This is a genomic window from Sinorhizobium alkalisoli (assembly GCF_008932245.1).
GTDB classification, from domain to species: domain Bacteria; phylum Pseudomonadota; class Alphaproteobacteria; order Rhizobiales; family Rhizobiaceae; genus Sinorhizobium; species Sinorhizobium alkalisoli.
The window spans coordinates 2,014,722-2,027,982 of sequence record NZ_CP034909.1 but is presented as its reverse complement, the minus strand read 5'-3'; the positions used below and the strand labels follow the sequence as shown (position 1 = coordinate 2,027,982).

Here is a 13,261-nt window from a genome sequence, read left to right as displayed (position 1 = left end):
CGCAAGCGAGGACGACCCCTCCCCAACCCCTCCCCACAAGGGGGAGGGGCTTGGTATTCGCGGCGATCTCATGAAATTTCAATGCGGTAGCGTCGGTTGCGAGGTGGGTATCGGCAGAGAGGGTGCGGCATCGTAAATCCCTCCCCCTTTTGGGGAGGGGCTTTGGCACAAATTCTTCCCCTCTGCCCGGCAGGTAGAGGGCTTCGCGCCCTGAAGCCGGAGACAGTCGCCGGGGATAAATCGCCGGCGCCCTTATTGACGCCATATTGTCAGGCAGGATCGCTTCACCGTGCGTTGCACTGCAGCAGGACTGTTGCAATGCGTAATAGAACTTCGCGTCGCGACCGGCCCATGCGGCAGGCGGGCGGGCAAGGGACAGGGCACCGGTCATATGCGTTCATCAGCATCTTCGAGCGAGTTTCGTCCGGACATTGAAGGGCTCAGGGCCCTGGCGGTCTCCGGCGTCGTCGCCTTTCATTTCGGCCTGAGCGGATTGCCTGGCGGCTTTGTCGGTGTCGATATCTTTTTCGTCATCTCCGGCTATCTCATCACCCGCCACCTCCAGCAGGAAATCGCCAGGAGCGGCACGGTGAACCTCTGGCGCTTTTACGCCCGGCGTGCCCGGCGCCTGCTTCCGGCCTCGCTTTTCGTCATCCTGACGACGCTTATCGTCGGCTATTTCATTCTGGCGCCCTCCGAACAGCAGTTCTACTCCAAGGGCTCGCTGTTTGCCTCCGCCTATATGATCAATCTCTGGCTCATCCGCTGGACCGTCGACTATTTCGCCACGGATGCGTCGAACAATCCCTTCATCCATTTCTGGTCGCTGTCGGTCGAGGAGCAGTTCTACCTCGTCTGGCCGGCACTTCTGCTGCTCCTGGCGAAGTTTCGGCCGGGGAGGGGCGGCCTATTCGTTCTCCTTGCCATCATCGCCGCCGTCTCCTTCGCCTTCTGCTGGCGAATGACGGCGATATCCCAGCCCTGGGCCTTCTATTTCTCGCCTTTCCGGGCCTGGGAATTCGCACTTGGCGGTCTTGCCTCCATGGCCTTGCCGCAGGAATGGGCGAGACGCTTTCGCTTTTCGCCCATCCTCGGCTGGATCGGGCTCCTGCTGATCGCCATTGCCTATCTGACCGTCACCGAAGAGGTCCCCTTTCCCGGATCGATCGCCCTGCTGCCGGTCATCGGTACGGCGATGGTGTTGCTGAGCGGCGCGCATCAGAGTGGCGCCGGGCCGAAATCGCTTCTCGCGTTGCGGCCGCTGCAGGAGATCGGCAAGCTCTCCTATTCGCTCTATCTCTGGCATTGGCCGGTCATCGTCTATGCGGGGATTCTCAAACCCGAGCTGACCATCGCCGACCGATTGCTCTGCGGCGCGGCGACGCTCGCGCTTTCCGTCTTCAGCTATCGCTTCATCGAAAACCCGGTGCGCCAGAACGGCTGGCTGGCGGCCAAGACGAGCCGCTCGCTGGCACTGGCGGTGCTCCTCACCGGCGCCGGGACAACGCTCGCCTATGGCAGCGCGGCGCTCGCGAGCCGCAGCCTCGATACCGAGCAGAGGCAGGTCCTTCGGAGCGCCGAGCGGCAATCGGCGGCGCGCAGCTTCGACACGGACTGCGTCCTCGATCGGGAGGAGGTCAAGCCGAAGGCCTGCTCGTTCGGCGCCGCCGATCCGAAGAAGACGATCGTGCTCTTCGGCGATTCCCATGCCGATCACTGGTCGACGCCGTTGAAGAAGATCGCCGAGGCGAAGGGCTGGCGCCTGGTCACCTATATGAAGTCGTCCTGCCCGACGGCAAGCGTTCCGGTCTGGAACGGCGTGCTGATGCGGAGCTATGAGGAGTGCGACGAATTCAAGGAGCGGGCTTTCCGCGAGATCGCGTCGCTAAAGCCGGACATGGTGATCCTGTCGCAATATTCCTCCAGCTACGTCGAAAACGAGATCAACCACGCGTCCAACCCGATCGCGCTTAAGGACTGGACGGCCGGTCTCAGACGGACGATCGAAAGGCTTGAAGCGGACGGCAGCGAAGTCGTGCTGCTTCGCGACGTGCCGGTGCACAAGGCCTATCTCGACAAATGCGTCGCGAGGGCGCTCTGGCAGGAGCGAAGCCCGAGCGTCTGCGACACGCCGCGCGCCGAAGCGGTGGAGGAGACGGTTCCCGCCGCCGAGCGAGCGGTCGCAGCGGCGCTGAACGCGGAGTATGTCGATCTGATCGATCTCTTCTGCAACGAGACGGTCTGCCCGGCGGTGATCGGCGGAAAACTGACCTTCCGCGACCGCCACCACATTGCTACGGCTTACGCGGAATCGCTGGCGCCGCGTGTGCAGCGGGCGGTTTTTGGAGGCGATACGCTCGGTTGGGTGCGGCAACCGGCCGTGGGCCGTTAGCTAACCCCCCTCTGCCCTGCCCGGCAGGGCAGAGCGGGTACCCCACAACCCCTTACATATGCGCCCCAAGCAGCGACAGATCGGCCTCGCCGAGCCGATCCTTGGCGGTCCAGAGCTGGTGCCAGTAGGGGTAGAGGACCGGCGGCAGGCTGACGGCGTCCAGCAACTGGCGCTCCTCGTCGTTGAGCTTGAGGCTGGCAGCGGCAAGGTTGTCCCGGAATTGCGCTTCGGTGCGGCCGCCGATGACGACCGACGTCACCCCCTTGCGGCCAATCAGCCAGGCGAGCGCGATCTGTGCGGCGGAGACGTTACGCTCGGCCGCGATCGTCACCAGCATGTCGACGATCCTCCACAGCCGTTCCTCGTCGCGGATCGGCGGCTCGTTCCAGCCGGCAAGCTGGCGGGTGCCCTCCGGCGTGGCGCCGCGCCGGTGCTTTCCGGAAAGCAGGCCACCGGCAAGCGGGCTCCACACCAGGATGCCGAGACCCTGGTCGATCGAGATCGGGATCAGCTCGTATTCCGCCTCGCGGGCTTCGAGCGTGTAATGGATCTGCTGGCTGACGAAACGCTGGCGGTGCTCGAGCGCGCTGATGCCGAGCGCCTTCATGATGTGCCAGCCGGAATAGTTGGAGCAGCCGATATAGCGGACCTTGCCCTGGCGCACGAGCATATCGAGCGCCTCGATCGTCTCCTCGAGCGGCGTGAGGCCGTCCCATTCATGCACCTGGTAGAGGTCGATCACGTCGGTCTTCAGCCTCTTTAGGCTCGCCTCGCAGGCCGCAATCAGGTGCCGGCGCGAAAGGCCGCCGTCGTTCGGACCGGGGCCCATGGAGAAGCGCGCCTTGGTGGCGATCAGCACGCCGTTCTTGCGCTTGCCGCCGAGCACGTCGCCGATGACCTCCTCGCAGGCGCCGGTCGAGTAGATGTCGGCGGTGTCGATCAGGTTGACGCCGGCATCGAGGCAGATGTCGACGTAGCGTCGAGCATCATCGAGCCCGACATTGCCGACCTGGGCGAACTTGCCGCCGCCGCCGATCGTCATCGTGCCCATGGTAATGGTGGAGACCTTGAGGCCGGAGCGGCCGAGCAGACGATACTCCATGGTCGTGCTCCTTTGCGGTGGGGCGAACAGGGTAGCCGGCGGGGATGCGAATGCAAGTGGCTACTGCATGCCTCCGCCACACGACGTTTCTCAAACGCTCTTCCGCTTCTTCTCTGCCCGCGTCGACGTGTTCAGCGCCACGGCGGCGCGAATGAGCGCCTTCAGCGCCTCTTCGTCTATCTCCTCGCCCTCACGGATGTCGATGGCGCGCCTGGTGTTGCCGTCGAGGCTGGAGTTGAAAAGCCCTGCCGGATCTTTGAGCGCGGCGCCCCTGGCGAATGTCATCTTCACGACCTGCTTATAGGTCTCACCGGTGCAGATGATCCCGTCGTGTTCCCACACCGGAACGCCGCGCCACTTCCATTCCTCGACGACATCCGGGTCTGCTTCCTGAATGACACGCCGGATCCATGCGAGCGTCTCGCCCCGCCAATCACCGAGCGCGCCGATCCTCGCATCGATCAATTCGGAAGGCGTGTCTCCGGTATCGCCGCCGTTCGTGCCGTTCCTCGTCATGTCGTCTCCTCGTGTTTGTCGTCGCTCGCCCGCTCACATTCGTTCGCCGGGCAATCGGCTCGCTTGCCTCACCCAGTCGGCAAACTGGGCTTCGTCGATTTCGTCGTCCTCGTGGATATCGAGATAGCGCACTTCCTTCCGCTTGGACTCGCCCGGAGGGAGTGGCCGCAGCGAGCTCCCTCGGAAGAAGGCGACTTTCACGTATCTGGTGAAGCAATGGAAGCTCAGAAACCAGCTCTCATCCTCCATGCCATAGAAGGGCGAGTTCCATTTGACCGCCTTCCGCACGTTGGGAACGGTGCGCGTGACGAGCGCGTCGAGGCGCCGTCCGACCTCGCTCTTCCAGCCCGGCATGGCCGCGATATAGGCCCGCACCGGCGCGTCTCCATAGGCTTTTGCGATCTGAGGATTGCCGCCCGAAAGCAGCTTCGGCTGTGCGTCCGCCGCAGCGTCCCGCTGCTCCTCGGCCCTCCTTGCAGGCTTTCTTGTGTTGCTGGACATCTTGCCGGCCATCACGTCTACACACTCGACAGGCGGACAAGTAGGTGCGGGTGGTGCGGATTTCTACAGCATGGCGCCTTTAATCGATCTCGATTCAAGGTATTTTCGCGGCGCTCTCAAGTCCGGAACTACAGCGCCGCGCGTCCAATCACGCGCGGCGCTGTACTATGCTGCGCCATTGTCAGTAAGGCGAGACGCACGCACGCCGGGGACCGTAATAGGGCTGGAACGTGTTGTCGTAAGCCCTGTAGGAACGGTAGCGTGCATAGCACCAGCGCACATGGGCATTGCCGCCACCATAGTAGGTTTGGCGGTAATAGCGCGGTGCATAATACCGCGGCGCATAGTAGCCTGTCCCGTAATAGCGCGGGCCGTAATAGGCCGAGCCGTAATAGCCGTCATAGCCGCCATAGTAGCCAGGACCATAATATCTCGGCTGCGCCAGCGCCCCGCCGATGATCGTGCCAACGGCGAGCCCGCCGAGTGCCCAGGCCCAGTCGTCGCCGCCATGGTGGCGGTGCCCGCGATAGTAGCCGCCACGGTAGCCGCCGCGATAGCCTCCGCGATAGCCTCCGCGGTAGCGCCTGTATTGCACCGGTTCCGCCTGCGGTGTCTCGACCTTCAGTGGGACAGGGGTGGGAAACGCCATCGCCGGTGCACCGCTCGTCAGCGCCGTCGCCAGCGACAAGGCAATGATTGCCAGCCTCTTCATTGGCTTCACCTTTCCGCTCCAGCGCCGCACCAGGGATATGACGCAGGACGCCGTACTGCCTTGGACTTGCTCGATAATTTTGTGCCCAATCCGATCCCGGTTCAACGTATTTCCGGTAGCAGACAAGCGCGCCCTGCAGCGTAAAGCGCGAGGTGCAGATGCAGCATCCGATTGCCGCTGTTGCGCTCAGCGTCTGGCGCGGAAAACTTGAACGGCCAGCCGCTCCAGATCGGCCGGCGCAAACGGCTTGCTCAGGCGAGGGCGGTCGCGCATGTGGGGCGGCAAGATGGTGCCTTCGAAGCCGGTCGCCAAAATGAACGGTATCTTAAGTCCGATGAGTTGCTTCGCGACGTCGTACGACATCTCCTCACCGAGCTGCACGTCGAGAATTGCGCCGTCGGGCCGTTCATGCGCCAGTGCATCCAGCGCCTCGGTGCGCCCCCCGACCATCGTCACGGTCGCTCCCATTTGGGCAATCGCGTCTTCTAGCTCCATCGCGATGAGAAACTCGTCCTCGACGACAAGAATGTGAAGTCCAGCGAGCCTTCTGTCAGCTGACACGAGCGCCTCATGCGTCAAGCGCGAATTCCACCTTGCAGATAGCGCCGCGCGCGGAAAAGTCGAGGCGGCTCGTGCCGCCGAGCATATGGCCGACGCTTCGCCGGATGAGGCCGCTTCCAAAACCGCTCGAGGTCGGCTGCTTGTCGATGAGAACACCGTCCTCCCGCCATTCAAATGAGATATTGTCCCTGCCGTTTGCACGTGCGATGCTCCAGGTGATGTCAAGACGGCCCTCGGGTCCTGCAAACGCGCCGTGCTTCACCGCATTGGTGGCGAGTTCGTGCACCAGCATCGCAAAGGCCTGCGCCTCCCGCCGCGACAGCGTGACCTCCGGTCCGTCGATCGTCAGCCGGCCGTCTTCTTCCCAGCCATGCGCGGCCAGCTCCCAGCTGACCAGTTCGTGAAGGTCGACGCAGCCGGAACTCTCGCGCAGCAACAGATCCTGGGTACGGGCGAGCGACTTGAGCCGATCGAGAAAGGCCGCTTCGAACTCCGCCAGCGAGTTGCTGCGGCGCAGCGTCGCCGTGGCGATCGAGTGCACGTTGGCAAGAATGTTCTTCACCCGGTGCTGGAGCTCGCCCACCAAAACCTTCTGTTGCGACTCGTGACGCCGTTTCTCGGTCTCGTCCCGGATCGCCAGGACAAGCCCGAGCACATCCGCATCCTCGAGCAGTGGATGAAAAGCTACCGTCCCGAGGAGCTTTTCACCGACGAGGGGCGCCTCAGGCCGGAGTTCGCCGCCCTGGCACCGGTTGGGAAACGCCGGATGAGCGACAACCCGCATGCCAATGGCGGGCTGCTGTTGCGCGACCTCAAGATGCCGGCGTTCAGGGATTATGCGGTGGAAGTTACCCGCCCTGGAGCCAGTACCGTGGAAGCCGCCCGCGTCATGGGCACGTTCCTGAGGGACGTGATGAAGCTGAACATGGACATCCGGAACTTCCGCCTGTTCAGCCCGGACGAAAACAACTCCAACCGCTGGCAGGACGTGCTCGAAGTCACCGACCGCTGCTACATGGTCGAGATCCGTCCGGAGGACGACCATCTTTCACCGGATGGCCGCGTCATGGAGGTACTGAGCGAACACCAGTGCCAAGGCTGGCTCGAGGGCTATCTGCTCACCGGTCGCCACGGATTCTTCTCCTGCTACGAAGCCTTCATCCACATCATAGACTCGATGTTCAACCAGCACGCCAAGTGGCTGAAGGTGTGCAACGAAATACCCTGGCGCAGGCCCGTGGCTTCCCTGAACTATTTCCTCAGTTCCCATGTCTGGCGACAGGATCACAATGGTTTCAGCCATCAGGATCCCGGTTTCATCGATCACGTCGTCAACAAGAAGGCCGACGTCATCCGTGTCTATCTGCCGCCGGACGCCAATACGCTTCTTTCCGTGACCGACCATTGCCTGCGCAGCCGCAACTACATCAACGTCGTCGTCGCCGGAAAACAGCCTGCGCCGCAATGGCTGACAATGGAACAGGCCGTGCGGCATTGCAGCATGGGGCTCAGCATATGGGACTGGGCGAGCAATGACAGGAATGGCGAGCCCGATGTCGTCATGGCCTGCTGCGGCGACGTGCCGACGCTCGAGACATTGGCCGCGGTCCAGTTGCTGCGCGAGCACCTTCCGGAGGTGAAGGTCCGGGTGATCAATGTCGTCAACCTGATGAAGCTGCAGCCGGCGGAGGAGCACCCCCATGGTCTCTCGGATCGGGATTTCGATGGCCTCTTCACGAGGGACAAGCCGATTATCTTCGCCTTTCATGGCTATCCCTGGCTGATCCATCGGCTGACCTATCGCCGAGCAAACCATCGCAACCTTCACGTGCGCGGCTACAAGGAAGAAGGCACCACGACCACACCGTTCGACATGGTTGTCCTGAACGAGCTTGATCGCTTCCATCTTGTCAACGACGTCATCGATCGGTTGCCGCAACTCGGTGCACGCGCGGCCTACTTCAAGCAGGCCATCCAGTCGAAGCTGATCGAACATCGCGAATATATCGAGAAGCATGGCGACGACATGCCATCGATCAGCGGCTGGCAATGGGGCATCAAGAGCTCGGAGAAGGTCAGGGGAGCGACGTCCACGGAAGGCGACAACGCTTAGCGCATCGGCCCGAAAATCGTGCGCGATTTTCGGTAAGTTCGATGCGCAGGTTCAAAGAGTTACAGCGACTTTGCGCGTCTGGAAAGACGCGCGGCGCTGTAGCTGACGGCTGAACTATCCCCATCAATGAAGGGATCAATCTGATGGTCCAGTCGATTGACGAATTTGAAAGCGTCGGAGCTTCGCATCGGGTGGGCGTGTCTCCCGACACCGCCTTGCTTTCGAACGGTCGATACAGCGTGCTTCTTACAGAGGCCGGTTCCGGCGTCGGTTCCTGGCGTGGCCTCGATGTGACGCGCTGGCGGGAGGACGGCACCCGCGATTGCTGGGGCCAGTTCTGCTACATCCGAGACCTTGAGGACGAAAAGGTCTGGACAATCGGCCGGCAGCCGATCTGTCGCGAAGACGCCACTTATGCGCACCGGTTTCACGGCGATCGGGCAGAGTTTCGCTGTTCGGCCGGGGACATCGATGTCCGGTGGGAAGTTTGCGTCGCGCCGGATTGCGACGCCGAAGTGCGTTTGCTGCGGCTGTTCAACAGGGGAACCCGGGCAAGAGTACTTGAGCTGACGAGCTATTGTGAAATCTGCCTCAACAACCGACGGGCCGATAGCGCACATCCGGCCTTTGCCAAGCTGTTCGTCGAAACCCGCTTCGACGCCAAATCCGCCGCACTGTTCGCCCGGCGTCGCCCACGCGGCGGCTCGGAAAAACCCGTCTGGGCGGTGCACGTTTCGGCATCAAGCGAAAACGACCAGCCGTCGGTCGAGTACGATACCGACCGCTCAAGGTTCCTTGGTCGAGGACGCACGCCCGCGAACCCCCGCGCATTCGAACCGGAAGGCTGCCTGACAGGCACGACGGGTCCGGTGCTCGATCCTGTCTTCAGCTTGCGCAGGAGAGTGTGTCTGAAGCCCTCTGGAACGGCGCGGATGGCATTCGTGACGGGCGCGGCTGAGGTCGAAGATCAGGCCGAAGTCATCGCAAAGCGATTTGCAGGCATCGACGCCGCGGGCAGGGCGTTTTCAGAAGCGAGGGAAAGTCATGCCAGGGAACTGGCCTCCTCGAATCTCTCTGTAAAACAGGTCGCCGCCTACAACCGGCTCGCCGGAAGACTGGCGTTTTCGGATCCCGGTTTTCGCGAGGGCAGCCCGCCCGTCACGGGGCGGCTGGCCACGGAGAACCTGTGGTCCGTGGGGATATCCGGAGATCTCCCAATCCTGCTGCTGCGCGTCGACGACATGGGCGAAAAGCCTCTCATCGACGAAGTTGTCGATGCTCACGCTTTCATCGGCGGCCGCGGCCTTCCTTTCGATCTCATTCTCCTTGACGCCAGCGGCGCCGGCGAAGAAATGCCGTTGAGCAACACGGTGAGAGGCCGGTTGGAGGGGATACTTGGCAAGGCCGGCGGCGTTCATGTGCTGTCGGCAGAAACTATTGCGAACAGCTCGGCAGATGCGGTCGCCGCTGCGGCGCGCGTCATCCTTGATTGCAGTCGAGGATCGCTTGTCGATCAGGTCGAGAGGCCGCCGACCACGCCTTGCGCTTTGAAGCGTACGGAGAGGCATTTTCACGGAGTGCGCGAGAAGCACGCCGGAGCAGCACGCACCGACTTGCTTTATTGGAATGGTCGCGGGGGTTTCACCCAAGACGGGCGAGAATATGTGATCGCGACGAGGGGCGCGGAGACGCCAATGCCCTGGTGCAACATTATCGCCAATCGCGAGTTTGGCTGCCTGACCAGCGAAAGCGTTCTTGGCTATACCTGGTCAGGCAACAGCCAATTGAACAGGCTCACACCCTGGTCGAATGATCCGGTTTCGGATTCGCCGAGTGAGGTGATCTACTTGCGCGATCGGCAAACCGGGGATGTCTGGAGCGCGACGCCGCTGCCGATCGGGCAGTCTTTCGAGACGACCGTCAGTCATGGGCAGGGTTATAGTCGCTATGAGAGCGCCGGGCACTTGCTGCACCATGAAATGACCGTCCACGTCCCAGGCCCGGACCAGATCAAGGTGGTTCGCCTCGCTGTCCGCAACGACGGAACCGAAGCGCGCGCGCTCACTGTCACCTATTTCATCGAATGGGTTCTTGGCACGTTGCGCGAGAACGCATCTGCGCGCGTGACGTGTGAATTCGCTGCCGAATGCGGTGCGATCATCGCGCGCAACCTCTGGGAAAATGCTTTCTCCGGGAAACTGGCATTCGTTGCCTCGAGCGTGCCGCCCGTGTCGTTCACCTGCGATCGGCGTGAATTTCTGGGCCGGAACGGTTCGGTCTTCCAGCCGGTGGGACTGGATGGATCCGGTCTCGAAGGAAGGGTCGGCTCTCTGCTCGATCCCTGCGCCGCGCTCATGGTCGAGATGACAATCCCTCCCGCCGAGACCGTCGAACGGGTATTCGTGCTGGGCCAAGCGGATAGTCCACAGGAGGTCCGCCGGCTCGTGCGCGAATTTGCCGAGCCAACACGCGCCCGAAACTCGCTGGAGGTCGTTTCCCGCCAATGGGACCGGCTTCTGGGCGCGGTCACCGTTCGGACGCCCGACCCCGCTTTTGATCTCATGATGAACCGTTGGTTGCTGTATCAGGTGTTGGCCTGCCGCGTCTGGGCGCGAACGGGCTTCTATCAGTCCGGCGGCGCCTATGGATATCGCGACCAACTCCAGGATGTTGCTGCCCTGGTGCATTGCGCGCCGGACGAGGCGCGCGCCCACATCCTTCGTGCCGCCGAGCGTCAGTTCACGGAGGGGGATGTGCAACACTGGTGGCATCCTCCGTCGGGCGTCGGCGTGCGGACCCGCATGACCGATGACCTCTATTTTCTGCCCTATGTCGTTCAGCACTACGTATCGGTCACAGGCGACTACGGGCTCCTTAGCGAGCGAGTTCCTTTTATCACGTCGCCACTCCTGGCTGACGATCAGGAGGAGAGCTTTGGCGTACCGCAGGTCAGTCAGGAAAGCGGGACCGTCTACGACCACTGCTGCCGGGCCCTGGACTGGGGTCTCCGGCTCGGTTGCCACGGGCTTCCCCTCATGGGAACGGGTGACTGGAACGACGGCATGAACCAGGTGGGCGCGGAGGGCAGGGGTGAAAGCGTGTGGAACGGGTGGTTCTTCCTCACGGTGCTCAGATCGTTTGCCAGTATCGCATCGGCAATGGGCGACGAAGAACGCTCGGTGTGGTGCCGCGAGCGCGCCGAGGCGTTGCGCATGTCGCTGGAGGCCCATGCCTGGGATGGCTCCTGGTATCTCCGTGCCTATTTCGACAATGGCACGCCGCTTGGCTCCCGCAGCAATGACGAGTGTCAGATCGACGCCATCCCTCAGGCATGGGCGGTCATTTCCGGTGCTGCTGACGCTGACCGCGCGTCCACGGCGATGCGGGCCGTCTGGGAGCGGCTCGTTCGCCCGGAGGACAAGCTGATCCAGCTTTTCGATCCGCCCTTTGACAAGGGGGTTCTGCAACCGGGTTATATCAAGGGCTATGTGCCGGGAATTCGGGAGAATGGCGGCCAGTACACCCACGCGGCCGCCTGGGTTGTCTGGGCCACGGCGTTGCTCGGCGACGGCGATCGGGCATTCGAGCTCTGGAGCATGCTCAATCCCATCAATCATGCGCTCTCTGACGCAGACACCGAGCGTTACATGGTGGAGCCCTATGTCGTCAGCGCCGACGTCTATGGGGCATTTCCGCATACCGGCCGCGGGGGCTGGACCTGGTACACGGGGTCGGCAGGCTGGCTGTACCGCGTTGGCCTGGAAGCCATTCTCGGCATATGCAGGCAAGGGGAGAGCCTCTTTATCGAGCCGTGCTTGCCGACGGGATGGCCCGGCTACGAGGTCGACTTCCGGTATGGAGCTTCCACCTACCGCATCAGGGTGAGCAGGGATAGCCAAGCTGTCGGCAGGCGGCGTTCGCTGACCGTGGACGGCGAGGCCCGGGCGGCGCGAAGCGTTCCACTCGTGGACGACGGACGACAGCACGACGTCCGGTTGGCGGTTTTCCAGCCATGACGGAACTGCTGTCGACCGATCCCGAACTGAACCGGATGCCGACCGATCAGGATCTCGCTCGGCTTCAGTTCACCACGCTGCTCTACTACCTGCATTGCACCAATCCGGACAACGGGCTCGTTCGCGACAAGACGGAGCCCGGCGCTCCGGCAAGCATCGCCGCGATCGGCATGGCTCTCGCCACGATCCCCGTGCTCGTGGAGCGGGGGATCATCATTCGCGAGTTCGCCTCGAAAATAGCGCGCCGACGGCTGAAGTTTCTCCTCGAGTGCCCACAGGGGCCTGATCCTGACGCGTCCGGTTACAAAGGCTTCTTCTATCATTTCCTCGACATCGAAACCGGCAGGCGCGTGTGGGAGTGCGAATTGTCGACGATTGACTCGGCGTTCCTTTTCGCAGGAGCACTGACGGTCGCCGCCTATTTCGACGCGGATGCGGAGGAGGAGGCCGAGGTTCGCCGCCTGGCAAACGCACTTTACGAACGGGCGGACTGGAACTGGGCCTGCGACCACGGGCCGACGCTCACCCACGGCTGGCGACCGGAAAACGGCTTCATTCCCTATCGGTGGCGCGGCTACGACGAGGGCTTGCTCCTCTATATTCTCGGTCTCGGTTCACCCAACCATCCCTTGCCGCCCGAAGCCTATGCCGCCTATACCGAGAGCTATGAGTGGCGGAACCTTTACGGCCGGGAACTGCTCTATTCGGGACCGCTTTTTACCCACCAGCTTTCGCACATGTGGATCGACTTTCGCGGCATCCGTGACGCATTCATGCGAGCGCATGACAGCGACTATTTCCAGAACAGCCGGCACGCGGCTTTTGTCCAGCAGCAATACGCCGTCCGCAATCCCCTGAACTTTGCCGGCTATGGCGAATATTGCTGGGGGTTCACGGCCAGCGACGGCCCCGGCTGGACCAGGCGCCACATCGGCGGCGTCGACAGGGAGTTCTTCGACTATATCGCCCGCGGCGCGCCATACGGACCGGACGACGGAACCGTATCCCCGTGGGTGGTCGTCGCTTCCCTGCCATTTGCACCGGAAATCGTTATCCCGACCCTCCGCAACTTTGCGCGCATGCATCTCGGCATGACGCGGCTTTACGGGTTCAAGCCGTCCTTCAACCAGACCTTTGTCGTGGAGGACAGCGAGACCGGATGGTGGGTCAGTCCCTATCACTTCGGCGTCGACCAGGGCCCCGTCGTTCTGATGATCGAAAACTACAGGACCGGGCTGTTGTGGAAGATCATGCGCCGGTGCGAGCCGTTGGTGGTGGGTTTGAGGCGAGCCGGGTTCTCGGGTGGATGGCTTTGAAGCAACCGACACTCCCGTAGCTCGCGCGAAGT

The 13,261-nt window shown here is 62.5% G+C and carries 9 protein-coding genes and 1 pseudogene; 4 read left to right on the top strand and 6 right to left on the bottom strand.

Annotation, left to right across the window (positions count from 1 at the left end; all coding sequences use genetic code 11):
* The first annotated feature begins 391 nt into the window (after positions 1 to 391).
* Positions 392 to 2,392 carry an acyltransferase family protein gene (locus EKH55_RS09910; RefSeq protein ID WP_151611435.1) on the top strand — a complete coding sequence of 667 codons (2,001 nt, stop codon included), beginning with the start codon at positions 392 to 394 and terminating at the stop codon, positions 2,390 to 2,392.
* 52 nt (positions 2,393 to 2,444) lie between these two features.
* Here EKH55_RS09910 and EKH55_RS09905 read toward each other — a convergent pair whose 3' ends face one another.
* From EKH55_RS09905 to EKH55_RS09880, 6 genes are all read right to left on the bottom strand, one after another.
* Positions 2,445 to 3,494 carry an aldo/keto reductase gene (locus EKH55_RS09905; protein WP_151611434.1) on the bottom strand — a complete coding sequence of 350 codons (1,050 nt, stop codon included), beginning with the start codon at positions 3,492 to 3,494 and terminating at the stop codon, positions 2,445 to 2,447.
* A gap of 90 nt (positions 3,495 to 3,584) precedes the next feature.
* Positions 3,585 to 4,010, bottom strand: coding sequence for a DUF1801 domain-containing protein (locus EKH55_RS09900; RefSeq protein ID WP_151611433.1), 426 nt, complete (start codon positions 4,008 to 4,010; stop codon positions 3,585 to 3,587).
* Positions 4,011 to 4,043: 33 nt separating this feature from the next.
* Positions 4,044 to 4,523 carry a DUF1801 domain-containing protein gene (locus EKH55_RS09895; protein WP_151611432.1) on the bottom strand — a complete coding sequence of 160 codons (480 nt, stop codon included), beginning with the start codon at positions 4,521 to 4,523 and terminating at the stop codon, positions 4,044 to 4,046.
* A gap of 169 nt (positions 4,524 to 4,692) precedes the next feature.
* Positions 4,693 to 5,223: a BA14K family protein gene (locus EKH55_RS09890; protein WP_151611431.1), complete on the bottom strand. Its 531-nt coding sequence runs from the start codon at positions 5,221 to 5,223 to the stop codon at positions 4,693 to 4,695.
* A 186-nt stretch (positions 5,224 to 5,409) separates the two neighbouring features.
* Entirely contained in the window at positions 5,410 to 5,802 is a 393-nt protein-coding gene (locus tag EKH55_RS09885; protein WP_151611430.1) for a response regulator, read from the bottom strand.
* Positions 5,792 to 6,325: a sensor histidine kinase gene (locus tag EKH55_RS09880; RefSeq protein WP_246231801.1), complete on the bottom strand. Its 534-nt coding sequence runs from the start codon at positions 6,323 to 6,325 to the stop codon at positions 5,792 to 5,794. The genes EKH55_RS09885 and EKH55_RS09880 overlap by 11 nt, the downstream gene beginning before the upstream one ends.
* Before the next feature lie 99 nt (positions 6,326 to 6,424).
* Here EKH55_RS09880 and EKH55_RS09875 point away from each other — a divergent pair.
* The 3 genes and pseudogenes from EKH55_RS09875 to EKH55_RS09865 all read left to right on the top strand — a co-directional run.
* A pseudogene (locus EKH55_RS09875) lies at positions 6,425 to 7,897 on the top strand (phosphoketolase family protein); the annotation flags it as partial.
* A 143-nt stretch (positions 7,898 to 8,040) separates the two neighbouring features.
* On the top strand, positions 8,041 to 11,913 hold the full coding sequence (locus tag EKH55_RS09870; RefSeq protein ID WP_151611428.1) for a GH36-type glycosyl hydrolase domain-containing protein: 3,873 nt from the start codon (positions 8,041 to 8,043) through the stop codon (positions 11,911 to 11,913).
* Positions 11,910 to 13,229: a glucoamylase family protein gene (locus tag EKH55_RS09865; protein WP_151611427.1), complete on the top strand. Its 1,320-nt coding sequence runs from the start codon at positions 11,910 to 11,912 to the stop codon at positions 13,227 to 13,229. The genes EKH55_RS09870 and EKH55_RS09865 overlap by 4 nt, the downstream gene beginning before the upstream one ends.
* The last annotated feature ends 32 nt before the right edge of the window (positions 13,230 to 13,261 follow it).

Bases quoted from the DNA above. Each gene is read 5' to 3' on its own strand.
- EKH55_RS09865 (WP_151611427.1), top strand. From the start codon at position 11,910: ATGACGGAACTGCTGTCGACCGATCCCGAACTGAACCGGATGCCGACC.
- EKH55_RS09895 (WP_151611432.1), bottom strand. From the start codon at position 4,523: ATGGCCGGCAAGATGTCCAGCAACACAAGAAAGCCTGCAAGGAGGGCC.
- EKH55_RS09900 (WP_151611433.1), bottom strand. From the start codon at position 4,010: ATGACGAGGAACGGCACGAACGGCGGCGATACCGGAGACACGCCTTCC.
- EKH55_RS09870 (WP_151611428.1), top strand. From the start codon at position 8,041: ATGGTCCAGTCGATTGACGAATTTGAAAGCGTCGGAGCTTCGCATCGG.
- EKH55_RS09910 (WP_151611435.1), top strand. From the start codon at position 392: ATGCGTTCATCAGCATCTTCGAGCGAGTTTCGTCCGGACATTGAAGGG.
- EKH55_RS09905 (WP_151611434.1), bottom strand. From the start codon at position 3,494: ATGGAGTATCGTCTGCTCGGCCGCTCCGGCCTCAAGGTCTCCACCATT.
- EKH55_RS09890 (WP_151611431.1), bottom strand. From the start codon at position 5,223: ATGAAGAGGCTGGCAATCATTGCCTTGTCGCTGGCGACGGCGCTGACG.